This window comes from Brevundimonas sp., assembly GCF_036963785.1.
Classification (GTDB): domain Bacteria; phylum Pseudomonadota; class Alphaproteobacteria; order Caulobacterales; family Caulobacteraceae; genus Brevundimonas.
The window spans coordinates 537,678-563,079 of the sequence record NZ_JBALUS010000001.1 but is presented as its reverse complement, the minus strand read 5'-3'; the positions used below and the strand labels follow the sequence as shown (position 1 = coordinate 563,079).

Annotated in this window: 21 protein-coding genes; 10 read left to right on the top strand and 11 right to left on the bottom strand. The window is 66.8% G+C overall.

The genetic code is table 11. From position 1 onward, the window contains the following. Nucleotides 1–23 precede the first annotated feature (23 nt). The 3 genes from V7672_RS02830 to V7672_RS02820 all read right to left on the bottom strand — a co-directional run bounded on the left by V7672_RS02830 (nucleotide 24) and on the right by V7672_RS02820 (nucleotide 4,103). Nucleotides 24–1,472, bottom strand: a complete 1,449-nt coding sequence (locus V7672_RS02830) for a hypothetical protein (RefSeq protein WP_335623153.1) — start codon at nucleotides 1,470–1,472, stop codon at nucleotides 24–26. A 195-nt stretch (nucleotides 1,473–1,667) separates the two neighbouring features. Continuing rightward, a complete protein-coding gene (locus V7672_RS02825; protein WP_335623152.1) occupies nucleotides 1,668–2,468 on the bottom strand; it encodes a type II secretion system protein N in 801 nt (266 codons plus the stop codon). Between the two features lie 51 nt (nucleotides 2,469–2,519). Continuing rightward, the gene (locus tag V7672_RS02820) at nucleotides 2,520–4,103 is read right to left on the bottom strand and encodes an alpha-amylase family glycosyl hydrolase (protein ID WP_335623151.1); all 1,584 of its coding nucleotides are present in this window, start codon (nucleotides 4,101–4,103) and stop codon (nucleotides 2,520–2,522) included. Between the two features lie 107 nt (nucleotides 4,104–4,210). On the opposite strand from V7672_RS02820, the gene V7672_RS02815 reads away from it, so the two are divergent. Then, nucleotides 4,211–4,780, top strand: a complete 570-nt coding sequence (locus V7672_RS02815; RefSeq protein WP_335623150.1) for a hypothetical protein — start codon at nucleotides 4,211–4,213, stop codon at nucleotides 4,778–4,780. Here V7672_RS02815 and V7672_RS02810 read toward each other — a convergent pair. Beyond that, nucleotides 4,762–5,940 (bottom strand): AGE family epimerase/isomerase, encoded by a 1,179-nt coding sequence (locus V7672_RS02810; protein WP_335623149.1) that lies wholly within the window; start codon nucleotides 5,938–5,940, stop codon nucleotides 4,762–4,764. The genes V7672_RS02815 and V7672_RS02810 overlap by 19 nt on opposite strands. Before the next feature lie 213 nt (nucleotides 5,941–6,153). On the opposite strand from V7672_RS02810, the gene V7672_RS02805 reads away from it, so the two are divergent. Further along, nucleotides 6,154–7,164 (top strand): NAD-dependent 4,6-dehydratase LegB, encoded by a 1,011-nt coding sequence (locus V7672_RS02805; protein WP_335623148.1) that lies wholly within the window; start codon nucleotides 6,154–6,156, stop codon nucleotides 7,162–7,164. Nucleotides 7,165–7,168: 4 nt separating this feature from the next. Here V7672_RS02805 and V7672_RS02800 read toward each other — a convergent pair whose 3' ends face one another. Continuing rightward, the gene (locus V7672_RS02800; protein ID WP_335623147.1) at nucleotides 7,169–7,816 is read right to left on the bottom strand and encodes an acetyltransferase; all 648 of its coding nucleotides are present in this window, start codon (nucleotides 7,814–7,816) and stop codon (nucleotides 7,169–7,171) included. 85 nt (nucleotides 7,817–7,901) lie between these two features. Here V7672_RS02800 and neuC point away from each other — a divergent pair, with 85 nt between their 5' ends. From neuC to V7672_RS02785, 3 genes are read left to right on the top strand one after another with little or no spacing between them, the layout of a single operon-like run. Beyond that, a complete protein-coding gene (gene neuC / locus V7672_RS02795; RefSeq protein ID WP_335623146.1) occupies nucleotides 7,902–9,056 on the top strand; it encodes a UDP-N-acetylglucosamine 2-epimerase in 1,155 nt (384 codons plus the stop codon). Beyond that, on the top strand, nucleotides 9,049–10,125 hold the full coding sequence (gene neuB / locus V7672_RS02790; RefSeq protein ID WP_335623145.1) for an N-acetylneuraminate synthase: 1,077 nt from the start codon (nucleotides 9,049–9,051) through the stop codon (nucleotides 10,123–10,125). The genes neuC and neuB overlap by 8 nt, the downstream gene beginning before the upstream one ends. Continuing rightward, nucleotides 10,122–11,174 carry a nucleotidyltransferase family protein gene (locus V7672_RS02785; protein ID WP_335623144.1) on the top strand — a complete coding sequence of 351 codons (1,053 nt, stop codon included), beginning with the start codon at nucleotides 10,122–10,124 and terminating at the stop codon, nucleotides 11,172–11,174. The genes neuB and V7672_RS02785 overlap by 4 nt, the downstream gene beginning before the upstream one ends. On the opposite strand, the gene V7672_RS02780 is transcribed toward V7672_RS02785, so the two are convergent. The 6 genes from V7672_RS02780 to V7672_RS02755 all read right to left on the bottom strand — a co-directional run bounded on the left by V7672_RS02780 (nucleotide 11,175) and on the right by V7672_RS02755 (nucleotide 18,348). Then, entirely contained in the window at nucleotides 11,175–12,551 is a 1,377-nt protein-coding gene (locus V7672_RS02780; RefSeq protein ID WP_335623143.1) for an O-antigen ligase family protein, read from the bottom strand. It lies immediately after the preceding gene. Between the two features lie 34 nt (nucleotides 12,552–12,585). Then, nucleotides 12,586–12,816: a hypothetical protein gene (locus V7672_RS02775; protein WP_335623142.1), complete on the bottom strand. Its 231-nt coding sequence runs from the start codon at nucleotides 12,814–12,816 to the stop codon at nucleotides 12,586–12,588. 149 nt (nucleotides 12,817–12,965) lie between these two features. Beyond that, nucleotides 12,966–14,204 carry a tetratricopeptide repeat protein gene (locus tag V7672_RS02770; protein ID WP_335623141.1) on the bottom strand — a complete coding sequence of 413 codons (1,239 nt, stop codon included), beginning with the start codon at nucleotides 14,202–14,204 and terminating at the stop codon, nucleotides 12,966–12,968. After that, on the bottom strand, nucleotides 14,204–16,420 hold the full coding sequence (locus tag V7672_RS02765) for a GumC family protein (RefSeq protein ID WP_335623140.1): 2,217 nt from the start codon (nucleotides 16,418–16,420) through the stop codon (nucleotides 14,204–14,206). The genes V7672_RS02770 and V7672_RS02765 overlap by 1 nt, the downstream gene beginning before the upstream one ends. A gap of 180 nt (nucleotides 16,421–16,600) precedes the next feature. Continuing rightward, nucleotides 16,601–17,512, bottom strand: coding sequence for a M48 family metallopeptidase (locus tag V7672_RS02760; RefSeq protein ID WP_335623139.1), 912 nt, complete (start codon nucleotides 17,510–17,512; stop codon nucleotides 16,601–16,603). A 131-nt stretch (nucleotides 17,513–17,643) separates the two neighbouring features. Continuing rightward, nucleotides 17,644–18,348: a polysaccharide biosynthesis/export family protein gene (locus tag V7672_RS02755; RefSeq protein ID WP_335623138.1), complete on the bottom strand. Its 705-nt coding sequence runs from the start codon at nucleotides 18,346–18,348 to the stop codon at nucleotides 17,644–17,646. A 394-nt stretch (nucleotides 18,349–18,742) separates the two neighbouring features. Here V7672_RS02755 and V7672_RS02750 point away from each other — a divergent pair, with 394 nt between their 5' ends. From V7672_RS02750 to V7672_RS02730, 5 genes are read left to right on the top strand one after another with little or no spacing between them, the layout of a single operon-like run. Continuing rightward, a complete protein-coding gene (locus tag V7672_RS02750; protein WP_335623137.1) occupies nucleotides 18,743–20,641 on the top strand; it encodes a nucleoside-diphosphate sugar epimerase/dehydratase in 1,899 nt (632 codons plus the stop codon). Between the two features lie 40 nt (nucleotides 20,642–20,681). Continuing rightward, complete coding sequence (locus V7672_RS02745; RefSeq protein WP_335623135.1) at nucleotides 20,682–22,031, top strand: hypothetical protein; 1,350 nt, start codon at nucleotides 20,682–20,684, stop codon at nucleotides 22,029–22,031. Continuing rightward, the gene (locus V7672_RS02740) at nucleotides 22,024–23,217 is read left to right on the top strand and encodes a glycosyltransferase (protein ID WP_335623134.1); all 1,194 of its coding nucleotides are present in this window, start codon (nucleotides 22,024–22,026) and stop codon (nucleotides 23,215–23,217) included. Before V7672_RS02745 ends, V7672_RS02740 begins: the two co-directional genes overlap by 8 nt. Beyond that, nucleotides 23,214–24,491: a glycosyltransferase family 4 protein gene (locus tag V7672_RS02735; protein WP_335623133.1), complete on the top strand. Its 1,278-nt coding sequence runs from the start codon at nucleotides 23,214–23,216 to the stop codon at nucleotides 24,489–24,491. The genes V7672_RS02740 and V7672_RS02735 overlap by 4 nt, the downstream gene beginning before the upstream one ends. Then, nucleotides 24,488–25,390 carry a glycosyltransferase gene (locus V7672_RS02730; protein ID WP_335623132.1) on the top strand — a complete coding sequence of 301 codons (903 nt, stop codon included), beginning with the start codon at nucleotides 24,488–24,490 and terminating at the stop codon, nucleotides 25,388–25,390. The genes V7672_RS02735 and V7672_RS02730 overlap by 4 nt, the downstream gene beginning before the upstream one ends. Nucleotides 25,391–25,402 lie beyond the last annotated feature (12 nt).

Sequence of the window (25,402 nt, the reverse complement as noted above, 5' to 3'; positions counted from 1 at the left end):
CGCCGCCCCGACAGGCGCAGGTGTCAGCAGGTCGAGCCGGACGCGATGCCGCAGGACCAGCCGGCGTACCAGGTGTCGCTCGAGTCACGCACGGCGCCGATGTAGGTCGTGTTCGTGAAGTGCGAGTTCAGACCCGCAACCGGGGTCGCCGTGACGGCCGATTCATTGGCGCCGTTGATCACACCGTTCAGGGTCGACGTACCGGCGCTGTTGTTGGCGCCCGTGCCGAAGATGCCCGAGGTGGCCGCGTCCTGGTTGCCGTCGGCGCGGAAGGTGGTACCGCAGGCCAGGTAGACCGAGTTGAAGGTCGGTCCGTTGGTCACGGTGGCGACATCGTCGATATCGAAGCAGGTGCCCGAGGGCTTGGAGACGACCGAGTTGTACAGCTGCAGGGCGTGGCCGGTGTTCAGCAGGATGCCGTCGCCGCCGGCGCCGTCGGTGCGGCCGATGACGGTCGCATTCGAGATGATCGGGCGGGTGAACAGGGCCTGGTTGCCGGCCGAGCTCGATTCGAAGCCACGGTCGCCACGGGTCGGGGCCTGACGCACGATCAGGAACTGGACGTTGCCGCGATAGCCGGTGTCGGTGTCGAAGCTGTCGTCGTCGTTCCCGGTCAGGATGACGTACTTCATGTTGACCGTGCCGCCGAAGGGCTCGATGCCGTCGTCCGAGCTGTTGTGCACCTGGATGTATTCGATGGTGGTGCCCGAGCCGACGCCGGCCATGGTGATGCCGTTCAGTTCGTTGCCGGGCAGGATCTGGAAGCCCGAGTGCATCAGGCGGAAGTACCGGAGGCGGCCCGAGTTGTCGGCCGCGGTGTTGCCGCCGTAGAAGGCGTTGGTGCCTTCCACCTGGGCTTCACAGGCGATGTTCGGCGGGGTCACGCCGGCCGGGCAGGCGGCGATGGGCGCGCGGCCCAGGATGACCAGACCGCCCCATTGGCCGATCGAGTCGACGCCGGTGGTGCCTTCAACCGACTGGCGGCTGGTGAAGACGACCGGGCTGGTCGAGGTGCCTTCGGCGAAGATCTGCGAGCCGCGGTTGACGACGATATAGTCCAGGCCGCCCGACCCGAAGATGGTCACGCCCGGCTCGACCGTCAGGATGCCCTGCTGGGCGCCGGCGATCGGCGTGGCGGGGTTGGCGCCGCGGTCCTGACCGACGTCGGTGCGGCCCGAAACCGAATAGATGGTGCCGGCGCGGGCCGAGACGACCAGATTTCCGACGATCAGGGCGGGCAGCTGGCAGTTGCGCAGCGAGGCGCCACCGGCCGCCGTGATGGTGCCGACGTTGGCGAAGCCGGTCGGGCAGTCCGTGGCCGCGCCACCGCCACCGCCACCGCCGCCGCCGCCGGTGCCGCCGCCGGTGCCGCCACCGAAGTTACCTTCGCCGGGAGAGGCCACCTCGGCCGAACCACAGGAAGCCAGGGCCATGGCGGCAGCGCTGGCGAGCAAGATCTTGGAAAGACGCATTGGGAAACCCCTCGAATGAATGTTCGGGTTACCCGCACCCCGGTCTGACGCACCCGGCAACCCCGGGACCAGTCGTCTATGCGGTGTTTGCAATGTTAAGATGACGCAAATGTTATTCGTTGTGACGAATAGTCAGTCGTCAGATAAATGAATTCAGAAGAGTCAATTAGACGAAAAGTATAGAAATTATCTCATCTATTCCGAGGGCGGATCAATCGTCACACTCAGGGTCTGGCCGCCGCGCCGCACGGTCAGGGTCACGGGCGCGCTGCCGGCGACCGCCTGGCCCAGCTCCCACAGGCGTTCGTCGCGGGTGAAGGGCTCACCGTCGACGGCGGTGATGACGTCACCCTCGCGCAGGCCGACAGCTGACAGGGCGGGGATCTGCGCCCCCCGCCGCCAGACATAGCCCTGGACCTCGCCCCCGCTGGACAGCGGTCGAAGTCCGGCGACAAAGGGGTCGGCCTCGGGGGCCACCAGCCCCATTTCGGCCGCAGCGGTGGCGGCGTCTCCGGACAGGCCAACGGTCGCGCCGCCCGGCGGTGGCGGCGGTGCCGGAATGGAGATGTCGGCGAACTCGAGCCGTATGGACCGCCCTGACCGGCTCAGCAGCACATGGTCTCGCCCGACCGAGGCCAGCACCAGATCGGGCGCGACTGTGTCGCCGATGCCATAGGCGGCCTGGGTGCCGTCCGGGCCCTGCAGGATGGCGGTGCCCGAGACGCCCGTGCGGGTGCCGAACAGCAGCCAGCCCTCGGCGGAGAGGTCGAGCACAGCCGGGCCCTGACCCTGACGAAAGAAGGGGTCGAACCGCGCGAACACGGCAGGGTCGGTGAGCGGACGCACGGTGTCGGCGGGCCGCGGCTGGGCCCCGGTCGACAGGAAGGCCGAGGCCCCTCCGCCGATCAGCACCGCTGCAAGGCCAAGCCCCAGGGTGATCTCGACCCCCCGCCGGATCGGCAGGGCGTCTGGCAGGGGCGGTACGGTCCGGCGCATGTCCCGGCCTCTAGCCGCCGGATGTGACAGACTGCCGACATTCAGGCGCGGTCAGGACGACAGGTCGAGGATCTGGCCCGAGAGGGGTGGCAGGTGCCCTGCCCGGGCCTCGCCGCCGTTCACGCCCGCGACCACTCGCCCTTCTGCCGGGGTGGGCCCGTCGAGCGCGGCCTCGCCGAGATTGAAGGCGCAGATCAGGCTCTGGCCCTCGTGGTCGCGCCGGAACACCAGCCGCGGACCGGTCGACTCCAGCACTGTGAGGCGGCCGAGGCGCAGCGCCGGCCACGCGCGGCGCAGGGCGATCAGGCGGCGGGTCAGGGCCAGCATGGACTCCGCGTCCTCCCGCTGGACCGTCACCGCCCGGGCCAGGTGTTGCGGATCCATGGGCAGCCAGGGCTCGGTAACGGAAAAGCCGCCGTAGGGGGCATCCGCTGTCCAGGGCATGGGGGTGCGGGCGCCGTCGCGTCCCAGGGTCTGGGGCCAGTTGGCGATGGCCTCGGGATCGACCAGCCGCTCGAACGGCACCTCGGCCTGCGGCAGGCCCAGCTCCTCGCCCTGATAGACGAACACATTGCCGCGCAGGGTCATCAGCAACAGCATGGCCAGCCGCGCGACGGCGTCCGGGTCGCGCCCGGCGGCCCAGCGGCTGGCGACACGCGGCGTGTCATGATTGGAAAAGGTCCAGCAGGGCCAGCCCTCGTGCTCGGCCCCCGGCCAGCGGGCGACCGTCTCGGCCACCAGTTCGGATGTCAGGGCCCGGGCATAGAGATAGTTGAAGCCATAGGCGCTGTGCAGGCGGTCGCCGCCCTGGGTGAAGGCATGCATCTCGGCCTCGGCCTCGGCCCCGACCACCTCGGCGACAAAGAACCGGTCGCCATAGCCCTCGGCCAATGTCCGCAGCCGCTCGAGGAAGGCCGGGATCTCGGGCTGGGACTGATTGTGCAGGTGCAGCTGGAAATCAAACGGCCGGGTGCGCGGGCCCGGTCGGGTGTCGGGCGGATTGTCGGTCAGGGCCGCGTCATGAATGGCGAAGTTGATGGCATCCAGCCGGAAGCCGTCCACGCCCCGGTCCAGCCAGAAGCGGGTGACGTCCAGCAGCGCCTCCTGCACCTCGGGATGGCGCACATTCAGCTGCGGCTGGCTGGCCAGGAAATTATGCATGTAATACTGGCCTCGGCGCGCGTCCCAGGTCCAGGCCGCGCCCCCGAACACCGACTGCCAGTTGTTGGGGGGTGAGCCGTCCGCCTTTGCATCGGCCCAGACATACCAGTCGGCCCGTGGGTTGGTGCGGTCCTGGCGGCTGGCCCGGAACCAGTCATGGGCGTCCGAGGTGTGGGCATAGACCTGGTCGATGATCAGCTTCAGCCCGCGCGCATGCACCTCGGCGACCAGGGTGTCGAAGTCCTCCATCGTCCCGAACAGCGGATCGATGGCGCAATAGTCCGAGACGTCGTAGCCGAAGTCCTTCATCGGCGAGGCAAACACCGGCGACAGCCAGAGGCCGTCGACGCCCAGTCCGGCGATATGATCCAGCCGCCGGATCAGACCCTGCAGGTCCCCGACCCCGTCGCCGTCACTGTCCTGAAAGCTGCGCGGATAGACCTGATACAGGACCGCGCCGCGCCACCATTCCATCACCGGTCTCCTGAAGATGAGCCCGACCATCGACCGATTTCCCGGACCGGGCAATGCGCGAGAGCAGGGGCCTTTTCGAAGCGCGCACAAACAGGCAGGGTCGGGGGATGACATCCCTGCCGACCCGCCTTCGATCCCTCATGCTGGCGCTCGTACTCGCCGGGCTGGTTCCGGCCCTGCCGGCCCAGGCGGCGGTGACCGTCACCTTCTATGGGCATGAGGGCAATCGGGTGCAGAACGGCTGGCTGCTGTTTCCCCATGCCTTTGTGCATTTGCATGGCACGCTGGAGAGCAATGGCCTGCCGGTGGATTATGCCGTGGGGTTCACCGCGCGGTCACCGGGCCCTCAACTGTTGCTGTTCAGCGACCGGGGCATTCTGAAACGCCCCGAGCCCGCCTATATTGCCGACGGCATCGCCTATCTGAGCGTCGTCATCAGCGATGAGACCTATGAGGCTCTGCGTGGACGCTTCGACTACTGGGCCAGCGCAGAAGGCGGCACCTATAATCTGAACAGTCGCAACTGCATCGCCTTCGTCGCCGATATCGCGGGTGTCGTGGGGCTGGAGACACCCGACGCGCGGACGCTGAGCCCCAACGGCTTCCTCAAGGACATGGTCCGGATGAATCCGCCCGCCTCGCTGGCGGGGATCGAGCATCACGCCGTCGCGGGCTGATCTTCCAGGGCTGTGTCCGGGGGGCGCGTGCCCGCCAGTTCCTCGGCGGCGGTCATCAGGTGATAGAGGCTGCTGGCCGGAGCCGGCTCGTCGATGAAGGTGCCGTCGGCGGTCATCCGGTCGTGGAACAGGCCGGGCCGCTCGGTGCGCAGATAGGGCATCAACCCGGCGACCGCCGCCGCGATGCGACCCTCGGCATGCGTACGCTCGTCCGCCGTGGCCGCCAGATCGCGACGCTGGACCCAGGCCTTGATGCGTTCGGTCTGGGGCCACAGGCGGGCAACGGGATCACCCGGGGCGAGATCAGGATCCAGACCGCCAAAGGCCACGCCACGCGCCGTATCGACCCCTTTCGTCTCGCCCAGATCGACCAGCCGCCGACCCGCCGCGACCGCCCCGGCGTCGCCGCGCATATGGCCCCAGCGGGTCAGCAGCCAACCCCATTCGAACTGATGCCCCGGCTCGATCTGCGCCTCGGCCCCCTGCGGCAGGGCCTGCCAGTCACCATCGTAATATTCGCGCACCGCCCCTGTGTCGGGGTCGACGAACCGGTCCAGCGCCAGTCGGGCGATCCGGTCGGCCATGTCGCGCCAGGGCCCGGCGTCTTCCGTCGGCAGGGCCGTGGCCCAGGCCAGCGCCGCCTCCAGCAGGTGCATGTGGGGATTGGCCTTGAGCGGCCAGGAGGGTGGTGAATCCTCCTCGTACCCGGCCACGGGGTGGGCCCGCAGATCCTCCAGGGCCTGACGCATCGATCCGGCCGTGCGGATGACCGCGCCTGCATCCTCGGCCAGCGGCAGGGCGTGGGCCAGGCCGAACAGCACAAAGGCCTGGTCATAGAGATCCGGTCGGTCGTCCAGCGGCTGACCGTTGGCATCCAGCCGGTATTGGACGAGGCCGTCGGGGCGCAGAAACGCGGGCAGGGTCGAGAGACCGTGATTGACGATATCGGCCGCCGGTCCCGTCCAGCCCAGCGCGGGCGCGCGTGAGAAGACATAGATCTGACGCCCCAGAACCCGGGCGCGCCGGGGCAGTTCGGCGGGCGAGCCGTCGGAGTTCAGCTTTTCGAAGAAGCCGCCGTGCGTGCGGTCCACCCCCTGCGCCGCCCACAGCGGCAGGGCCTGATCCCGCATCCAGTCGAGGAAATCGGTGCCGGCAGTCATCTGCGCCTCCTGCGGGGTGCTTGGGCCCCCCGGGGGCGAGCGCAGACGCGACACATGAACTAAAACCAGACCATTGAACGGGCGGGCATATAAGCGGCTCGGTCAAAACGGCGCAACCGGAACAGGCGGCGACTTCTGACCGGGCGTGGTTTGGGCCATGCTGGCGGGCCGGGGCGAATCGTTGGCCCGGACCGTGGAAGGACGACAGCCGCCATGCAGCTGAACGGCAAACGCATCCTGGTCACCGGGGCGGACGGCTTTATCGGCTCGCATCTGGTCGAACGGCTGGTGCGGGACGGGCACCGGGTGCGGGCCTTCGTCCAGTACAACAGCTTCGGCCATCGGGGCTGGCTGGATCAGTCGCCGGCGGAGGTGCAGGACGACCTCGACGTCTTTGCCGGCGATGTGCGCGATCCCTATGGCGTCCGGACCGCCATGACCGGCTGCGATGTGGTGCTGCACCTGGCCGCCCTGATCGCCATTCCCTACAGCTACCATTCGCCCGGCGCCTATGTGGACACCAATGTCACCGGCACGCTGAACATCGTGCAGGCGGCGCGCGATCTGGGGGTCGAGCGCGTGGTGCCGACCTCGACCAGCGAGGTCTATGGCACCGCCCGCTTCGTGCCGATGACCGAGGACCATCCGCTTCAGGGTCAGTCCCCCTATTCGGCGTCCAAGATCGGCGCCGACCAGATCGCCCTCAGTTTCCATGCCGCCTTCGGCACTCCCGTGTCTCTGGTGCGCCCCTTCAACACCTATGGCCCGCGCCAGTCGGCCCGTGCCGTCATCCCGACCGTCATCACCCAGCTGGCCGCCGGCGCACGTGAGGTGAAGCTGGGCGCGCTCAGCCCCACGCGCGACTTCAGCCATGTGTCCGACACCGTGGCCGGCATTATTGCCGTGGCCGAATGCGACGCGGCCATCGGCGGGGTCACCAATCTGGGCAGCGGGTTCGAGGTCTCGATCGGCGACACAGCCCGCCTGATCGCCGAACGGATGGGGGTCGATATCGAGATCGTCAGCGAGGCCGAACGCCTGCGTCCCGATGCCAGCGAGGTCGAGCGGCTATTCGCCGACACGTCGCGGGTTCAGGCCCTGACGGGCTGGCGCCCGGCCCATGCCGGACTGGATGGCTTTGCCCGCGGGCTGGACGACACCATCGGCTGGTTCCGCGAGCCCACGAACCTGGCCCGCTACCGCCCCGGCACCTACGCCATCTAGGCGGTCAGCGGCGGTCCAGCGGCCGCGCCGGATTGCCGACCACGGTCTCGCCCGGGGCGACGTCCTTCGTCACGACGGCGCCCATGCCGATCACCGCCCCCTTGCCGATGCGGAGGGGTTTGTCGGGCGTACCCTGCCGCAGGATCGCGCCCGTCCCGACATAGACGTCGTCCTCGATCACCGTATTGCCGTTGATGCACACGCGCGGCGCCAGTGTCACGAAGTCGCCGATCACGCAGTCATGGGCGACGTAGGCATAGATGTTGGCGTGAAACTGCCGGCCGATCCGCACATCGGCGGTCAGGATCGTGTGGTCGCACAGCAGAGCCCCTTCGCCGAGCTCGCACGGCCCGCGCCTGAGGGCGGTGGGGGCGATCAGCGACACGAGGGGTCGGCCCAGAGCCCGCATCTCGGCATCGACCCGGCGGCGGATGGCGGCCTCCGCTATGGCGACGACAATGCCGTAGTCCTCGGGCAGATCCGCCAGCGGGATCACCGGATGCCCGTTCACCGTCGGTGCGTGGGCCTCTCCGTCCTTCGGCACGAAACAGACGGCGTCGGGCGAGGTCGCCCCCCCTGCGCGGGCGATCTCCCAGGCCAGCGGCGCGACTTCGCGGCTGAATCCACCGGTTCCGCAGATGGCGATCTTCATGGGATGGCGCTCCCCTCCGGGAATCGGACAAGACTGCTACCCTGACACCCTGACCGACTCTGGCAAGGCAGACTGTAGCAGGCGCATGGCCAAACGCGTGACGATCTGTGTGGTGAGCAGTGGCCGGGCCGACTATGGCCTGATCCGGCCGATTCTCGATGCCCTGCGCGCCGATCCGCGCACGGTGGGGCAGCTGCTGCTGACCGGCACCCATGCGGATGACCGGTTCGGCTCGGAGGCCGACGGTCGGCTTCAGGCCGATGCCCTGGTGCCCATGCCCCTGGACGGCGACGATGCCGCGGCCGCGGCCCGGGGCGCTGCCGCTGTGCTCACGGGGGTGGTCGAGGCGCTGGAGCGGCTGGCTCCCGATGCCGTGCTGATCGTCGGCGATCGCTACGAGATCCTGGCCGTGGCCCAGGCTGCCATGCTGCTGCGCCTGCCGCTGATCCATCTGGGCGGGGGCGATGTCACCGAAGGCGCGATCGACGAGGGCATCCGCCATGCGGTCAGCAAGCTGGCCCAGGTGCATCTGGTGACCCACACCGAGGCCGCGCGCCGCCTGCGCCAGCTGGGCGAGGAGGACTGGCGCATCCATACAGTCGGCAATCCCTCGCTGGACAGCCTGACCGCCGCCGCTGCCCTGCCGGATGCGGCGCTGGAGAGGCTGCTGGGCCGGCCGGTGGGGGCCGACAATCTGCTGGTCTGTTTCCACCCCGTGACGCTGTTGTCTGACGGCGGGCTGTCCGAATTCGAGGCCATGCTGGCGGTGCTGGGCGACCTGCCGGCCAGCACGCATCTGTGGGTCACCCGGCCCAATGCCGACCCGGGGCATGAAGGACTGAACCGGCATCTGGAGGGCTGGGCAGAGGGGCGGGCCAATGTCTCGATCCATGCGGCGCTGGGGCCGGCCTATCTGCCGCTGATGGCGCGCTGTCGGGCGGTGGTGGGCAATTCCTCCAGCGGCCTGACCGAGACGCCCTCGCTGGGCATTCCGACCGTCAATGTGGGGGCGCGGCAGCAGGGGCGGCTGGCCGGCGAGACGGTGTTTCACTGTGCCGGCGAGGTCGAGGCCATCCGCGCGGCGCTCACCCGGGCCACGGCGGCGGATCTTGCGGGCGCGATCAATCCTTATGGAGATGGAAAGACTGTGCCGCGCATCCTGTCGGTCCTGACTTCCCTGCCCGAGCGTGACGTCCTGATGCACAAGCGGTTTATCGACATTGAGGTCGCCGGTGGCTGACCGGGTCTTCATCATCGCCGAGGCGGGGGTGAACCATGACGGCTCGCTGGCGGATGCGCTCGCCATGATCGATGTCGCCGCCGAGGCGGGGGCTGATGCGGTCAAGTTCCAGACCTTCCGCGCCGAGGCGGCCCTGACCGCCCGCGCGCTCAAGGCCGAGTATCAGGTGACCAATACGGGCGAGGGCGGCACCCAGCTGGACATGGTGCGGCGTCTGGAGCTGAAACCCGAAGACCACCCGGCGCTGGTCGAGCGTTGCCGGGCGCGCGGCATCGCCTTCATGTCGACCGCCTTCGACATGGACAGTCTGGCGCTGGTCGCGGGGCTGGGCATGCCGTGGATCAAGATTCCCTCCGGCGACCTCACCTGGGGCGAAATGCTGATCGCCGCCGCCCGGGTGGGTCCGCCGCTGGCGGCCTCGACCGGCATGGCGACGCTGGATGAGGTGCGTCAGGCGCTGGCCCTGATCGCCTGGGGCCGGATGCGGAGCGACCTGCCGCCGGATCTCGAGACGGCGCTCGCCGCCTTCGACACCGAGGCCGCGCGGGCGGCGCTGGCGGGGCAGGTGGTGCTGCTGCACTGCACGACCCAGTATCCGGCGCCGCTGTCGACCGTGAACCTCAGGGCCATGGACACGCTGCGGGATACGTTCGGCCTGCCGGTCGGCTATTCCGACCATACGCTGGGTATCACCGTCCCGATCGCCGCGGTGGCGCGGGGCGCCGTGATGGTCGAGAAGCATTTCACCCTCAGCCGGGATCGTCAGGGCCCCGACCACGCCGCCTCGCTGGAGCCGGACGAGCTGGCCGCCATGGTGCGGGCCATCCGCGAGGTTGAGCAGGCGCTGGGTCATGCTGAAAAGGGCCCGGCGCCCGAGGAAATGGCGAACCGGATCGTCGCGCGCCGGTCGCTGGTCGCCACCCGCCCGATTCGGGCCGGAGAGGTATGGGCACCCGACATGGTGACGGCCAAACGCCCGGCCGACGGGACCGACCCTCACGCCGCCTTTGCCCTCTATGGCGGCGTGGCGACCCGCGACTATCAGCCGGACGAGGCGATCGAGCCATGAAGCACTGGCAACGCACCCTGGTCGGCCCGGACGCGCCCCTGAGACAGGTGCTGAAGGCCATCGATTCGGCGGGCGTCGGTATTGCGCTGGTCGTCGATGAGGGGGGTGTTCTGCTGGGCACCCTGTCGGACGGGGATGTGCGTCGGGCCCTGATCAACGGGGCGGATCTGGAGCAGGCGTGCCGTCCCTTCGTGCACGCCACGCCGGTGGTGGCGCCGGACGGGCTGGAGGAGGGGGCCGCCCTGACGATGCTGCGGGCCCGCAAGCTGCGTCAGCTGCCCCGGGTGGACGAAGCGGGCCGGGTGACGGGCCTGACGACCGTCGGCGACCTGCTGGACGTGCCCGAGCGACCCGAGGCCGTGGTGATCATGGCCGGGGGCCGGGGGGAACGGCTGGCCGAACTGACCCGGACCACGCCCAAGCCGATGCTGAATGTCGGGCCGCGCCCGATTCTGGAGACCATCGTCTCCAGCCTGGCGGTGCAGGGGTTTCGCCGCATCTTCCTGTCGGTCAACTACATGGCCGAGCAGATCGTGGCCCATTTCGGCGACGGCAGCGACCGGGGGCTGACCATCGGCTATCTGCGCGAGGATCAGCCGCTGGGCACCTGTGGCGCGCTGTCGTTGCTGCCGGACACCGTTGAGGGACCGGTGCTGGTCACCAATGGCGATGTGCTGACCCGCGTCGACTATGGGCAGGTGATGGACGGCCATATCCGCGACGGTGCGGCGGCGACCGTGGTCGTGCGGGATTATGAGATGCAGGTGCCGTTTGGGGTCATCCGCGCCGCCGACGGCCGGATCAGCGGCATCGAGGAAAAGCCCAGCCAGGTCTTCAACATCAATGCCGGGGTCTATGTGCTGTCGCGGGCGGCGTTGGCGCTGATTCCGGCAAACCGGCCCTATGACATGCCGATGTTGATCCAGGCTCTGATCGACGCGGACCAGCCGGTCAGACCGCACCGTGCCGAGGGCTATTGGCTGGATATCGGACGCCCGCCCGACTACGACCGCGCCAATGCCGAGTTTGGCGCCGTGTTCGGCGGCTGATCAGGCGCGGCGCCGCCGAGGCTCCGGCAGGCGCGAGGGACGGGCCGCCCCGTCCAGAATGGCGCAGCACAGGGCAAAGATGACGGCGATCGTCTCGGTACGCATCGGATAGTCGGCGGCCGAGTGGATGCCGATCAGAAGCAGGGCAACCGATGCCGCGCGCTGCAGATCCCGCTCCAGATGAGTGCCCGCGCGCCAGGCCGTCCAGGACCTGCGGGCCCACCAGACATAGGCGGCGATGATCAGGGCAATGCCGGCCCAGCCTGTTTCCAGCCAGAGTTCCAGATAGTCGTTGTGAGCCTGGTTCACATAGGCCGCCCGGAGCGTCTCGACCGGCTCATAGGAGCGATAGACCGGATCGAATGACCCCAGGCCCGAGCCCAACGGCAGGAAATCCTGGGCGGCCCGCGCCACGATGGGCCAGTTTTCGAAGCGCGCCTCATTGGCGACGTCTGTGTCGAAGCGGTCCAGAATCGGCCCGAGGGCAAACAGGGCGACAATGCCGATAGCGACGGCGGCACCCGCCGCCAGGCCCATGACCAGCGGGGTCGGCCGTCCGCGGCCGGACGATACCCAGGCGACCAGCAGAACCCCGACAAGGCCGGGCCCCGCCGCCAGAATGCCGAAGCGCGACCGGATCGCGCCGAGCGCCACTAGGATGAGGCCGATGATGAGGGCGCCCACCCAGACCCTGAGACCCGCTTCAGGGTCGCGACTGTTCAAGCCGCTGCCGGCCATGGCGGCGGCAAAGGGCAGTGCGACCAGGCAGAGCGTGGCCATGTGATTGCGGTTGGCAAAGAAGCCGACAAGGGAGCCGAAGTTGGTCGTGGCCCAGGGATAGAAGGTGCGGCTTTCCAGCGTGATCTGGAGCGTGCCCAGAACGATGCTGAGGATGACAAAGGCCAGAACGCCCCAGACCAGGCGCGTCACCGTCACCCGGTCCAGCGTCAGGGCCGCCACAAGCATGGCCACGGGGGGCAGAAGGGCCAGAAAGGCCTGCCAGGTCCGGTCGGGCGTCAGGGACAGCGGCAGCCACGACGGGGCGATGCCGGCAATCTCAAGGGCAAGGACGGCCTGGTCCCGACCGGGCAGGGACGACCAGATGCCAAAGGGCAGGGGAATCAGCTGGATGAGCGGCAGGGCCATCGCCAGGGCAGCGAGGGTCAGCAGGAAGCGGTGCTCTTTCCAGACGCCGGTGCGGACGAGGCGAACCAGGGCCAGCCCGAGGACCGGAAGGGCCAGCAGTTCGATCGCGGCCAGGGGCAGGAGGTGCGCACGACTGGCGCCCCCCAGAAACATAGAAAAAGCCAGTAGAACGCCGGCCGCGATGGCCAAGGCATTCCACTGGCTTATTCGTTTCAGAAACGACCCGCTCACTTACGCACTCGTACTCTGAGCGGGATCGAAACTCTTACGGGCTGGTCGGCTTGTCTTCGTCCGATGCCACCGTGATCACGCCAGCCAGAACGGCGGCACCGATCAGGAGGACGGGCAGCGGGATGCCGACGAACTCGTTGGCGGCGTCAGCAGAGGCGCCGACACGATCACCGACCCGAGTCACGGCGCTGTTATTGTTAGCGGCGACCGCCTGGCCTGCAATGAGCAGCAAGCCAACCGAGGCTGCGGCGATGGTCTTACGCATGCAAATCCCCTTTAATCAAAAGCAATGCGCGGGTTTCCCCGCTCCTGTGAGAATGTGTTTAGGTCGGACGGGTTGCATATGGCAAGCAAAAAAGCCCGCCCGCAGGGCTGAAAGTTGACTCAGGGCCAGCCTGTTGCGCTGTTGCATCCCTAAGGAATCCTTTCCAGCGCCAGTTGTGAAAACCATATGACAATGTCGGTCCGGCGACCGGTATTTATCGGCACCAGCTTGACGATCTGGGCGGTGCAGCCCTGCTCCGGGACCACAACCCGGGTCTGGAACGACGACCAGTCAGACTGGGTGTCCATGTCGAGCTCGAATCGAACTTCGCCAATGATTTCAGAGGATTCCAGGCACTGTATCTGCCAGGCAAAGCCGGTTCGGCCGCGACCGTTCTCCAGTCTCTGGCGTCCCGACAGCCGGTAGGAGCCGGGCGCCATCAGAACCAGCTGGCTGGCCAGATCCTGGGCGTTGCGGGCATCGTGGATCACACGCAGTGCTGTCAGTTCGGGCTTCCGGTCGTCGTTCAGAAGGCCCACGGAAATGCCGGGGCCGACCCCCAGCTGCCAGCCGAAGGGGAGGAGGGTCTCCTGGTCCGCAAATTCCCCATTGACGAGAATAGAGTCAGCCGAAGGCCGTTCCAAAGTCTCGCGGATGGTTTTCAGACCGGCGATTCGACGGCCTTGATAGAGAGCCTGATACAGGCTCTGCAGTTCGGCGGTGGTAAAGGGACCCTCGGTCTGCTCGAGACCCAGCGCCAGTCCCGCGAGCAGTTGCAGACCGTTGGGGCGCCGATAGAGGCTCTGGAGATACTCGGCGCGCCAGGGCGGCGAGTCGGCCAGTTCTGACGCGAGGTAGGGGCCGGCCCGGGGATCCGTTTCGGCGGCCGTCGAGAACAGGTTGAACACCTGGGGCCTCTGGTCCGCCCGGCGCCGCACCAGGGTGTCGGCATGGGCAAAGGCCGAGGCATAGTTTCCCCGCCGCAGCCGACTTTCGATCAGCCAGCTGTGGGCCGCGCTGTCGCGCAGGCTCCAGTTGCCCGCCAGGGTCATCAACTCATCGGCCTGATCGGTGCGTCCCGCCTCGGCCTCGGACATGGCGAGCACCCTCAGGGCCTCGACGTCGAAGGGGGCCTTGGACAGGGACAGCCGGGCCAGGTAGCCGGCATCTTCCATGTCCCCCGCCCGTATTTCGCCTTCTGCGGCCCGCGCCAGGACCTCGGCAGAGCCGGGCGACAGGCGAACCGCATGCTCGCTGGGCGCCCGGGCCGCAAGCGGCACCAGGGCGACCTGCCAGCCCAGCCAGATCAGGCCGGCAGCCACGACCACGGGCCACAGGCCGACAGCCTTGCTCCCGGCCTTCTGTTCAGGGGGCGGCGCCTCCGACATCAGACCTTACGGTCGGGCTTCGCTTCGGCCGCGGCTCCGTAGTGATAGTCATAGGCGTAGTCATAGCCCTCATGGCGGGTGCGGTGGGCCTGGAACTTGGTCAGGACCGCGCCCAGGACACGACCGCGACCCATGGACAGGCGACGCAGGGCGCCGCGCGCCTGACGACGGCCCGTGATCCGGGATTCGAGCACGAACAGGGTGCCCTCGACCGAGGACGACAGCACAGGCGCATCGGCAAAGCCCAGAACCGGCGGTCCGTCGATCACGACGTGGTCGTAAACGGCAAAGGCCTGGTCCAGCAGCGCCTGCAGGCGCGATCCACCCCACAGTTCGGCCGGGTTGGGCGGAAGCGGCCCGCACGGAATGAAGTCGAGGGTGGAATAGGGCGTCTTGCGCACCACCCCCGTCAGTTCCGCCGAGCCGGAAAGGAAGTTGCTCATGCCCTGGCTGTTCTCGATCTCCAGCACCCGGTGCATGGACGGATTGCGCAGGTCTCCATCGACCAGAAGGACACGCCGTCCGACCCGCGACAGGTTGAGCGCCGTGGCGAACGCCGTGGTCGACTTGCCTTCGCCGGGCCGGGCACTGGTGACCAGCAAGGAACGCGGCGCGCCCTCCGAGGTCGAGAACTGCAGCGCCGTCCGCAAGGAGTAATAGGCCTCGGAGAAGGGGGACCGGATGTCGCGCAGGGCCTCGTTCGGATCCTTGCCGCGCTCCAGCATCGGAATGACGCCGAGCGCCGGGATGCCCAGCTTGTTCTCCACATCGTCCGGCGACGTCAGGCGATCATCGAGGGCCTCGATCAGGAAGACCGCGATGACACCCAGCGTCAGGCCCATGGTCAGGGCCAGCATCAGGTTGAGCGGCAGGTTGGGGCTGGAAGGGCCGCCGGGAGGGTTGGCGCGATCAACCAGCGAGATGTTGTTGCTGGTCACGCCGCCCGTTACGCCGACTTCCTTGTAGCGCTGCAGCAGGCCGTCATACAGCTGGCGGCTGGTGTCCAGCTCGCGCATCAGGATGTTGTACTGGACGCTGCGATCCCCCAGATCGAGCACTTCGCCCTTCAGGCCGTTGACCTGATTCTGGAGGGCCCGCTCCTGGTTCAGGGCGATCTGGTATTGGGCCCGGATGCCGTCCCGGATGGAGGTCGCCGCCGTGCGGATCTGGGCGTCGAGTTCGTCGATGCGGGCGCGAAGCTCAACCAGCTCCGGATAGTCGTCCTGGAAGACGGCCGACTTTTCCTCGTACTGCGACTCCAGCTGGATCCGCTGCTGCATCAGCGTCTGGTAGGTGGCGCTGGCCATCACTTCCGGGATGCTGGTCAGGGGTGCGTTCTGGGCCTGACGCCAGCGTTCCTCGGCCTCGATCCGGTTCACCCGGGCTTCGCCAAGGGCCTCGTTCAGGGTGCCGAGGCTGGTGGAAACCAGCGACTGGCCGGTGCCCGTCTCGGAGTCTGACAGTGTGATGATTTCCTGGTCGCCGGCATAGGCCACCAGCTGACGCTCGGTGTCTTCAAGCCGCGCCTTGGTCTCCGCAATCTGTTCCTCGAGGAATTCCCGCACATAGAGGGAGGCGTCGAATTTCCGGGCGAGGTTCGCCTCGATGAAGTTTTCGGCAATGGCGTTGGCCATGCGTGCCGAAAGGGCGGCGCTGGGGCTGCTGAAGGTAATCCGGACCAGTCGCGACCCGCGCTCGGGAGAGACGCCGAGATTGCTGCTGATGAGGCCTGTGATCATCTTGCGGCGTCGATCCGCCTGCTGGGTGGCGGTTTCGCCTTCACGGGCCACGAACTCAGCGCCCATTTGCTCGATGAAGTCGTTGGAGTTCGCCAGTCCCTCGCTGTCGATGATCCGCTCGACCAGCGAGCGGCTGCGCAACAGCCCGTACTGGGTGTTGAAGAACTCTTCCCCGACGGGGAGTTCGCGCGGCATGCCGTCGTCGGTACTGAGAACGCGAGCGGCTTCGCGATCGATCTGGATCGTGGCTGCAGCCGTATAGGTCGGCGGGGTCATCAGGGTGACGATGACGGCAATCACGACCGCCGCGATCACACATCCGAGGATCAGCAGCCGGTGCTTGAGCGCCAGTGACCAGTATTTGGCCAGGTCGATCTCGCCGCCGCGCTCACCCTCCAGAAAGGTGCCATACCCAGGCGCGTCCTCGCGCTCCGGGCCTTGCCCGCCGCCTTTGCCCATGCTGCGGTCTCCGACCATGGTACAGTCCTAAATCACTAGCTTGACGAAAGAAGGTCGCCCTTTTTGGGCTGATAGCGCATCGCTCCCCGTCGGGCGAGCCGCAAATGCCAACAAAGCGGCAGGAGCTCGCGTCCGTGCGATTCGTTGCCAGAATGGCCCGCAAGGCTTTCCAGATTCCTGACACGGACGCTGCGTGCCTCAGAAGGGCACCAGGGGCTGTCCGGATGCGCCTTTCTGGCGGATCTCGTCCGCGGTGACCTGCTGGGCCCGGGCGCGGGCACCGGCGGACGGATGCCCCCACTGGGCATAGCGCAGGCCCGGGCTCCGCTCGGCCAGGGCGCGCAGGAATACCGGACCTCGCATCGGGTCATAGCCGGCGCGGGCCATCAGATAGAGACCGACCCTGTCCGCCTCCCGTTCCGCCTCGACCAGCTCCCAGGGCGCATTGCCGTAGTTGCCAAGAATGGACCGGGCAAAGCCGCGCTCATCGAAGAATTCGCGATGCTCCAGAACATTGTGCGCCATCTCATGGCTCAGGATCACGGCCAGATCGTCTTCCGTTTCGGCAAAGGCAGCCATGGCCGTGGCCACAAAGACCCGGTGTCCATCGGCCCGGGCGTTCAGCTCGGTCGACGGGTCAACCTGGAACACATAGGCGCAGGCGCTGATCGGAGACACGGTTACACCCCGCTCGGTGCCGTCGCGCCTGACGACGAGGCGGGCGTCCCCGGCGATGAGTGCCTCGTCCAGCAGGGCGATGTTTGCGGCCAGTCCCTCGAAATTGGCCGGCTTGCCCGCCTCGCTCCGGGTGAAGGGAACACCGTTGACCGAGATCAACAGGTCGCCCGTCTGCAGCCCCGCCCGTTCGGCCGGACTGGCGGGCGCTATGGCGGCCACGCCGGGCAGGTCGCCTTCAAGCCCCCATCGCGCGCGCGCGGCCTCACGCAGATAGTCCGAATACTGACTCTCGGCGTGCAGCAGCAGACCGGTTGCCGGCCCGGTGTCAGGACATAGATCGACATTGGCCACGGCCAGCCGATAGCCCACGGCATTCACCCGGGTGTCCAGTGTGCTCAGCGCAGCGAGTCTCTGGTCGGGTGTGTCGGCCACGCCCGCGTCGCCATAGGCCGTGGCAGGGACCGATGTTCCGGTCCCGCAGGCGCCGAGGGTAAGCATCAGCCCAAGGGAAAGAGCCAGAGCGCCCCTGAGACGGTGACCTTTGGCGGGCACGGCCCGGGAACCTAGAAGAGGCGGAACAGCGTCAGCACCGGAGCCGCACTGATCGCCGCCCGAAGGCCTGCGTTCAGGGTCGATGTGTCGACCACGATCACATCCTCGCCCAGCACCACGGGATCCTCGGCCGCCCCGTTGCGGATGGCGCCCAGGTCGAAGACGGCGACCATGCGCTGGCCGTCGATCGTGCGAAACACTGCGACGCTGGACAAATCCGCACTGCCCGAGGGACCCCGGGCCATGGCGACCGCCTGCATCAGGGTGGTCCGCCCGCGCATCTCATAGACGCCCGGCTGGGCGACCGCGCCGTCGACCGTGATCTTCTGGCTGGCCGCCTCGACGACGGTGACCGTGACCTGCGGGTTGCGCAGATAGCGGGCGCCGAGCTGGGTCGTGAGGGATTCAGACAGTTCCGAGGATGTCAGTCCGGCGGCCTGCACGGTGCCGATCAGCGGCATCTGGATATTGCCCGAGGAATCGACGCGGAGCTCGTCGAACGACAGTTCCGGTACACGGAATACAGACACCTTCAGAAGGTCCGTCTCGCCAATGCGATAATCTTCGGCAGGAGCCGCAGCCTGTCCGACCGGCAGGGCATAGGAGGCCACCTGGGTGGCGGCCGTCACGTCAGCGTTTTTGCGTCCGGACGATCCGCAGGCCGCCAATGCGAAAACAGCGAACAACAGGGCAATCAGGCGCAGGGCGATATTCATGGGCACTCCTTGCCGGTCTGTCTCCGGCGCGACCGGATACCCCGTCAGGGGTATTTCAGACAGCCTGATAGCCTCGAACGCGACTTCATTCCACCGATAACCGCTCGGCGTTGGAATTCCACGTTTTTTGTCTGGACGGCGGGGAAATACACGGGCAAAGGGCGGCGCGTAGCGTGCGATCGGTTGGTCCGGCGATAATCAGGAATGGTCAGGCCGAGGGGGGCTTGTCCGAAACCCGGGATCGTCAGAGCAACTGCCGACTGAGTTTGTACGTGACCGGGAACCCGTCCCCGCGGTTGTGCGCTTGCGCCCGGCGTGGTCCTTATACGGACGAGCAGACCGGTGGTAAGGCTCGTCATGATTGTTTGACGATCCATAGATATTGGGCCCAGGCATGCGTACCCCGCTGACATTCTCGTGGACAGCCAAATACCTGATCCACATCGCGGCGCTGTTCGTGGGGTTTGTGCTGGCCTATGAGTTGCGCCGGGCCTTGCCGATACATTGGTGGTTCGTAGATCCGGATGCGGTCCGGGTCCTGGGCTGGGCGGGATTGTTCGCTCTGATCGGGGCGGTGGTCGAGGCCTTCTTCCAGGCCGAGCGGGCCGCCTGGCGTTTCGCCTCGGCGCGGGACGTTGTGGCCCTGGCGCGAAACGTCACCCTGACCATGGCCCTGTTCCTCATGGTCATCTTCTTCGTGGACCGCGGGCTGGAGCTTCCGCGTTCGGTTCTTCCGCTGTCGTGGCTGTTGAGCCTCATGTTCCTGGTCGGGGCTCGGGTGGTCTGGCGGCTTCCGCGCGAGAGCCGCCTGTCCGAACATCTGTTGCCGGCCTGGTGGCGCAAGACCGCGTCGGGTCGAAAGCCCCTGCTGCTGGTCGGGGCGATGGCCGACGCCGATCGCCAGATCCGGCATCTGATGGCCGATCCGGGGCAGCCCTATCAGCCGGTGGGTGTGGTCACCCCGTATGCCGAAGAAGTGGGCATGCGGCTGCACGGTGTGCCGTTCGTCGCCCGGCTGGACCAGTGGCGGGTCGGTCGTACGCCGGCCCCTCTGAGGAATGAAAAGGTCTCGGCCATCCTGTTCCTTCAGGATCCGGTCCAGGCGTTTGGCCTGACGCCGCAACGGATCGGCGAACTGAAGCGGGCCGGTCACACCCTGCTGCGTCCTCATGCCCTGACCGAAGTCGGCGAGCCCCGGCCCAATGCAGACCTTCTGACCGAAATCCCGCTCGAGGAATTCCTGCCGCGTCAGCCGATCTCCCTGCCGGCCGGGCCGGTCGAGGATCTGATCCGGGGCAAGCGTATCCTGGTGACCGGCGCGGGTGGCAGTATCGGCTCGGAGATCGCGCGCCAGATGGTGCAGTTCGGTTGTGGCCACCTGACCCTGCTGGATCACTCCGAGTTTCAGCTGTTCGAGATTGATCGTGAACTGGGCGGCGTCGCCACAGCCATGACCCGACGGGCCGTGCTGGCCAATGTCCGCGACGAGGCCCGCATTCGCGAGGTGTTCGACCAGGAGCGCCCCGACATCGTCTTCCACGCGGCGGCCCTCAAACACGTCGCCCTGGTCGAGAACAATCCGGCCGAAGGGGTGCTGACCAATGTCCAGGGCACCTGGAATGTGATCCGGGCAGCGACGGCGGCCAGGGCGGCGCAGTTCGTCCTGATCTCGACCGACAAGGCCGTTGATCCTTCCAATGTCATGGGGGCGACCAAGCGGATCGCCGAGACCCTGCTTGAACTGGTTCCGTCAAGCGGGACCCGGCTGTCGGCCGTGCGTTTTGGCAATGTGCTGGGCTCGGCGGGCTCAGTGGTGCCGATCTTCCGGGACCAGATCGCCCGTGGCGGGCCTGTGACCGTCACCCATCCGGACGTGAACCGCTATTTCATGACCATCCCCGAAGCGGTGCAACTGGTCCTGCACAGCACGGCCGTGAAGGCGGCCCGCGCGGACGAGGGGCCGTCGAAATTCCTGCTTGAGATGGGCGAGCCCGTGCGCATCGCCGATCTGGCCCGCCAGATGATCGAATTGAGCGGTCGAAAGCCGGATATCGACATCAAGATCGAATTCACCGGTCTGAAGAAGGGCGAGAAGATCGCCGAAATTCTCTCCGACGACGGTGAGGACCCCCGCCCGTGCGTGGACGGCATCCTTGAGGTGATGGGGCGACGCAGTTCCGGACGTCTGAATACGGCCCGTTTGCAGACCCTGATATCTGCGGCCTTGGGCGGACGCGGTCACGAGGTTACGATGCTGGTGGCAGAAACCATCGGGGACATCCGCAAGCCATGACGCGTTCGTCGAGGACGATCCCTGCGGGGGATGGTCGCCCGTGAAGTTCAAGGTCTTCGACGTCCAGAACGTGGCGGTCGCCTATGTGTGCCTGTGGGCGACCTCGCCGATGCTGGCCTTCGGCACCATTTACCGCCTGGCGGCAGTGGCGGCCGTAGCCCTCTGGGCCCTTCTGGAAATGAGCCGTCCTGGTGGGATTTTCAGCCGCCCGACCGTACCGATCATTCTGGCCCTGTTCTTCGTTGCCTATACGGCGGTGATCGAAACCATGCTGGGCTCGGATCAGGACTTTGCGTGGCATATTCAGCCGTGGATCATGCTGTTCTTCCTGATCTTTTACGAAAGCCGCAGGAACGATGTACGCAGCATGGCGCCGATCTTCTGGGTGCTGATTGCGACCTTGCCGATCTGGTATTTCACCACCTTCACGGCGTTTGACCAATATGGAACGCACACTGCCCGAATGCTGACGCGGTCCTCGGAGCAGGCCCGCGATCTCGCCGCCGAAGGGGTGGGGGGATACGGGCTTGTCTACAGCATCGTCGTCATCCTGCCTGCTATCGCCTTGATGCTGTTGAACCATCGCCGCTTTCTGCCGCTCAGGGAGCCTGCATGGCTGGCGCCTCTCAGCCGCATCCCCCTGCTGTTTCCGGCGCTGATCGTGGCCAATCTGGTTCTGGGCATGGCGCTGGTGGTCCGGGCCGGCTTCTCCATTGCCATCATCCTGATGCTCATTTCCGTGGTGCTTTCGCTCGCGTTCAAGCGTCGTAGCCCGCTGATGCTGACGCTGCTGCCGCTGTTCGTGGTGATGGCCTATCTGCTCGGTCAGATCGCACTCGTGCCGCTGCTGGAGACCATTCTGCCTCTGACAGAGGGAACCCCGTATTATCGCAAGGTTCTGGACGTGATGGAGACGATCGAGAGCGATCAAAGTCAGGGCACGTTCAATGATCGCTGGGTCCTTTACGTTCGCAGTTTCGAGCTGTTCCTCCAGAATCCGGTCTTCGGCGTCCTTTCGGCCCGCGATGTCGGCAAACACTCGGCCTATCTTGATACCTATGCGCGCTACGGCGTTCTGGTCGGTTCGGTCTTTGTCTATCTGCTGACCTATCTGCCCGTGCGGATGATGCGCGGCATGCGGGCCAATTTTGGCCTGGCGTTTTCGGTTCTGGCGATCATGGTCCTTCTGCCTTTGGTCAATGACGTCTTTGCCAGCCTGGGGGTCATGCTGTTCATCATGGTCCCGGTGGCCTGCGATCTGGTCGAGCGCGCCCGGACCGCCGCCCCGTTGCCCCGCCGCAAGGGGGTTCGTATCCGCTGGACCTCGCGCCCTGACCCCGTCGGGCACCGTTCCCGTCGCCTGACCGGGCCCGGGGGTGGGCGTGCCTGACACCCTGATTCTCGTTGGCGGATTCGGCCTGCCGGACCGGACCGCTTCGGCCACGCGCGCCATCGGCCTGGCCAAACTGTTCCGATCCATCGGGATGAAGGTGGTCATCATGGGCAAGATCACGCCCGAGGTGCCGCCGATTGATGGCCCGACCGAGATGGAGGTCGACGGCATTCGCTGCGTGGATCTTCGTCGACCGTTTCCCGGCCGCGACTATGCCCGCTATGACCTGTCGGGCGAGAGCGTCATGGCCCTGGTGGACAGCCTGCCCGCAGGGTCTGTCCGGGCCGTCAGCGCCTATAATCATGCCGGGCAGGCAACGTGGTCGATCCTCAGGGGCTGCAAGGCACGCGGTATTCCGGCCATCCTCGACTGCACCGAATGGTACGGGTGGGAAGGGAAGAAGATCCTGCGCAACATCCAGCGCATGGCCTGGACCGAGTTCCGTCTGCGGATACTGACACGCAAGGCCGGCAATGTGATCGCGGCCTCGCGCTGGTTTTCTGACACCCTGCCGGGCCTGAACCGGGTTCTGCTGCCGTTTGTCATCGACGCCTCGGATCCGAAGTGGAGCCCTGAACCGCCCCGGCTGGCCATGCCCGACGGTCGCCGCCGCTTCCTCTATTCCGGAAGTCCCGGCCTCGGCATGATCAAGGACCGGTTGCCGGTGGCCATAGAGGGGTTTGGTGCCCTTGAGGCCGAGGGCATCCCCTTCGAATTTCGCATCGTCGGCATGACCCGTGGGCAGTATCTGGCGGACCGTCCGGATCACGCCGATCTGGTGGCGCGACTGGGCGACAGCCTGAAGTTCCTCGGGCGGATACCCCATGCGGACTCGCTGCTTGAGCTGAGAGCTACCGATTACGCCCTGTTCTTCCGCCGGGATGACCGCATCGCCAACACCGGCTTTGCCACCAAATATGTCGAGGCTGCCAGCCTCGGCATCCCGGTGGTGACCAATCCGACCAGCGATATCGACCGGTATCTGACCGATGGCCACAACGGCTTTCTGGCGCCGGACCTGTCGACCCCGGCCATCGCAGAGGTCCTTCGGTGCGCAGCGACCCTCGGCGATGCCGATCTGCTGGCGATGAAGTCGGTGTGTGCGGCCGCCAATCCCTTCGACATTCCCCCCTGGCAGGCCCCGGCCCGTGCCTTCCTTGACGCCTTGAGGCCTGTCCGATGAGCGCGCCGACCCGGGTCCTGTGGATCGTCAATATCGTGCTGCCGGCCGTGGCGACGGAGCTGGGGCTGAGCAAGACCCCCTTCGGTGGCTGGCTGACGCTGATGACCGACCGGCTGGCGCTGCGCGACGACTTTTGCATCGGCGTGGCCATGCGGGCGCCGGTCAAGACCCTGACCCGGATCGAGAAGAACGGCATCGTCTATTACGCCATGCCCCAGTCGGCCTCGGATGCCTTTGACGTCGAGGATGGCACGGTCGCCGAGGTTCTGGCCGACTTTGTGCCGGACGTGTTGCATGCGGAAGGCTCCGAGATGGCCTATACGCGGCGGTTCCTGAAGGCCTGGGCCGGGCCGAAGCTGCTGTCGTTGCAGGGCGTGATCAACGGCAATCGCAACTATGATCTGGGCCGTCTTCCCCTGTTGTCGATGCTCAATCCGTTGCGCCCGAAGACCGCTCTGACGGCCGTGGCATTGATGGTCAATTTCGCCTTCCGCTTCCTGCCGCGGCTGAAGGCCGAGCGCGAGACGATCGGTCTGGCCGATCACATCATGGGGCGGACCGTCTGGGACCGGGCGCAGGCCTGGGCGATCAACCCCGATGCCACCTATCACCACTGCAGCCGCATCCTGCGCGACGGGTTTTACGGCGCCGCCTGGGACAGCGCAGGTCACGAGCCGCACAGTATTTTCGTCGGCAACGCCGCCTCGCCGCGCAAGGGCACCCACGTCGTCATCGAGGCTGTGCGGCTGTTGCGCCGGGCCTACCCCGAAATCAGACTCTATGTCGCCGGGGAGAGCCCCATGGAGGCCGGATCATCGTTCAAGCGGCATGTCGGCTATCCCGCCCATGTTTGCGACCTGATCGATCGATATGGTCTCAAGGACCGGGTGACCTTCACCGGATTGCTGGACGAGCCGGGCATGGTCCGCCGCATGGAGCAGTCGCACGTGTTCGTCATGTCCTCGATCATTGAAAACAGTCCGAACACCCTGGGCGAGGCGATGATGGTGGGTACGCCGTCGGTCAGCTCGTTTACGGGCGGGGTCCCCTCGATGGCGTCTGACGAGGTCGATGTCCTGATGTACCGGGCTGACGATCCGGCGATGCTGGCCATGCAGATCAAGCGCCTTTTCGACGATCCGGCCCTGTGCGGCCGCCTGTCCGCCTCGGCGCGCAAGAGAGCTCGCCGGACCCACGATCCCGAGGCCAATGTTCAGGCCCTGGTCGCGGCCTATGACCGGATATCTGCGTCTGCACCGGGGGCCTCCGCATGAACCGCTCTTTCGCTCCCGTCGTGGTCTTTGCCTACAATCGGCCAGATCATTTGCGCCAGACTCTGGCGGCCCTGGCCGAAGCCGACCTGGCCCGGGACAGCCGCATACGGGTCTATGCCGACGGTCCGCGTAACGAGGGCGCCCGCGAGGGTGTCGAAGCGGTCCGCACCGTGCTGGACGACCCGGTCTGGCATGACCGGTTCGCCGCCTTCGAAGTCGTGGCCTCCGACGAGAACAAGGGCCTGGCCAGGGCCATCATCGGCGGCGTCACCGACGTCGTGGAAGAAGCGGGCCGCGTGATCGTGCTCGAGGACGACCTGATCGTCTCGCGCGACTTCCTGCGCTTCATGAACGATGCGCTCGATTTTTATCAGCCGGACCAGACCGTCGGATCCATATCGGGCTTTTGCCCGCTGAGGGCACCGCCCCCGGGCTATACGCACGACGTCATGCGGGTTCCGCGGAACTGCAGCACCGGCTGGGCCACCTGGGCGGACCGCTGGCGGGAGGTCGACTGGACGGCCGCCGATGCCGCGCGCCTCTATCGCGACCCCGCCTTCCGAAAGCGGTTCAATGCGGCGGGTTCGGATCGCCTCGACCGGCTGCGGCGCCAGATGGAGGGCACGGTCAGCTCATGGTCGATCCGGTTCGGTCTGTGGCAGTCTGCATCGGGCCGAGACACCATCTTCTCCAGCGTGAACCGGCTGGTGAACAGTGGCTATGACGGCAGTGGTGTGAACACCAAGGCGGGCGAGGCGATCAATCCCGACTTCCGGGCGGAAGGCTCGCCCTATGTGCTTGAGGCCGTGGAGACGTCGCCGGCGGTTCTGGCGGGCTTCCGCCGGGTCTACTCCGGTTCACCGCTCGCGCGCCTTCGCCGCTTCCTGAGAAACCTCTAGGGCGATGCAGGA

Excerpts from the sequence above, each read along its gene's own strand:
- V7672_RS02830 (WP_335623153.1), bottom strand. The coding sequence starts at position 1,472 with ATGCGTCTTTCCAAGATCTTGCTCGCCAGCGCTGCCGCCATGGCCCTG.
- V7672_RS02825 (WP_335623152.1), bottom strand. The coding sequence starts at position 2,468 with ATGCGCCGGACCGTACCGCCCCTGCCAGACGCCCTGCCGATCCGGCGG.
- V7672_RS02820 (WP_335623151.1), bottom strand. The coding sequence starts at position 4,103 with ATGGAATGGTGGCGCGGCGCGGTCCTGTATCAGGTCTATCCGCGCAGC.
- V7672_RS02815 (WP_335623150.1), top strand. The coding sequence starts at position 4,211 with ATGACATCCCTGCCGACCCGCCTTCGATCCCTCATGCTGGCGCTCGTA.
- V7672_RS02810 (WP_335623149.1), bottom strand. The coding sequence starts at position 5,940 with ATGACTGCCGGCACCGATTTCCTCGACTGGATGCGGGATCAGGCCCTG.
- V7672_RS02805 (WP_335623148.1), top strand. The coding sequence starts at position 6,154 with ATGCAGCTGAACGGCAAACGCATCCTGGTCACCGGGGCGGACGGCTTT.
- V7672_RS02800 (WP_335623147.1), bottom strand. The coding sequence starts at position 7,816 with ATGAAGATCGCCATCTGCGGAACCGGTGGATTCAGCCGCGAAGTCGCG.
- neuC (WP_335623146.1), top strand. The coding sequence starts at position 7,902 with ATGGCCAAACGCGTGACGATCTGTGTGGTGAGCAGTGGCCGGGCCGAC.
- V7672_RS02785 (WP_335623144.1), top strand. The coding sequence starts at position 10,122 with ATGAAGCACTGGCAACGCACCCTGGTCGGCCCGGACGCGCCCCTGAGA.
- V7672_RS02775 (WP_335623142.1), bottom strand. The coding sequence starts at position 12,816 with ATGCGTAAGACCATCGCCGCAGCCTCGGTTGGCTTGCTGCTCATTGCA.
- V7672_RS02770 (WP_335623141.1), bottom strand. The coding sequence starts at position 14,204 with ATGTCGGAGGCGCCGCCCCCTGAACAGAAGGCCGGGAGCAAGGCTGTC.
- V7672_RS02765 (WP_335623140.1), bottom strand. The coding sequence starts at position 16,420 with ATGGTCGGAGACCGCAGCATGGGCAAAGGCGGCGGGCAAGGCCCGGAG.
- V7672_RS02755 (WP_335623138.1), bottom strand. The coding sequence starts at position 18,348 with ATGAATATCGCCCTGCGCCTGATTGCCCTGTTGTTCGCTGTTTTCGCA.
- V7672_RS02750 (WP_335623137.1), top strand. The coding sequence starts at position 18,743 with ATGCGTACCCCGCTGACATTCTCGTGGACAGCCAAATACCTGATCCAC.
- V7672_RS02735 (WP_335623133.1), top strand. The coding sequence starts at position 23,214 with ATGAGCGCGCCGACCCGGGTCCTGTGGATCGTCAATATCGTGCTGCCG.
- V7672_RS02730 (WP_335623132.1), top strand. The coding sequence starts at position 24,488 with ATGAACCGCTCTTTCGCTCCCGTCGTGGTCTTTGCCTACAATCGGCCA.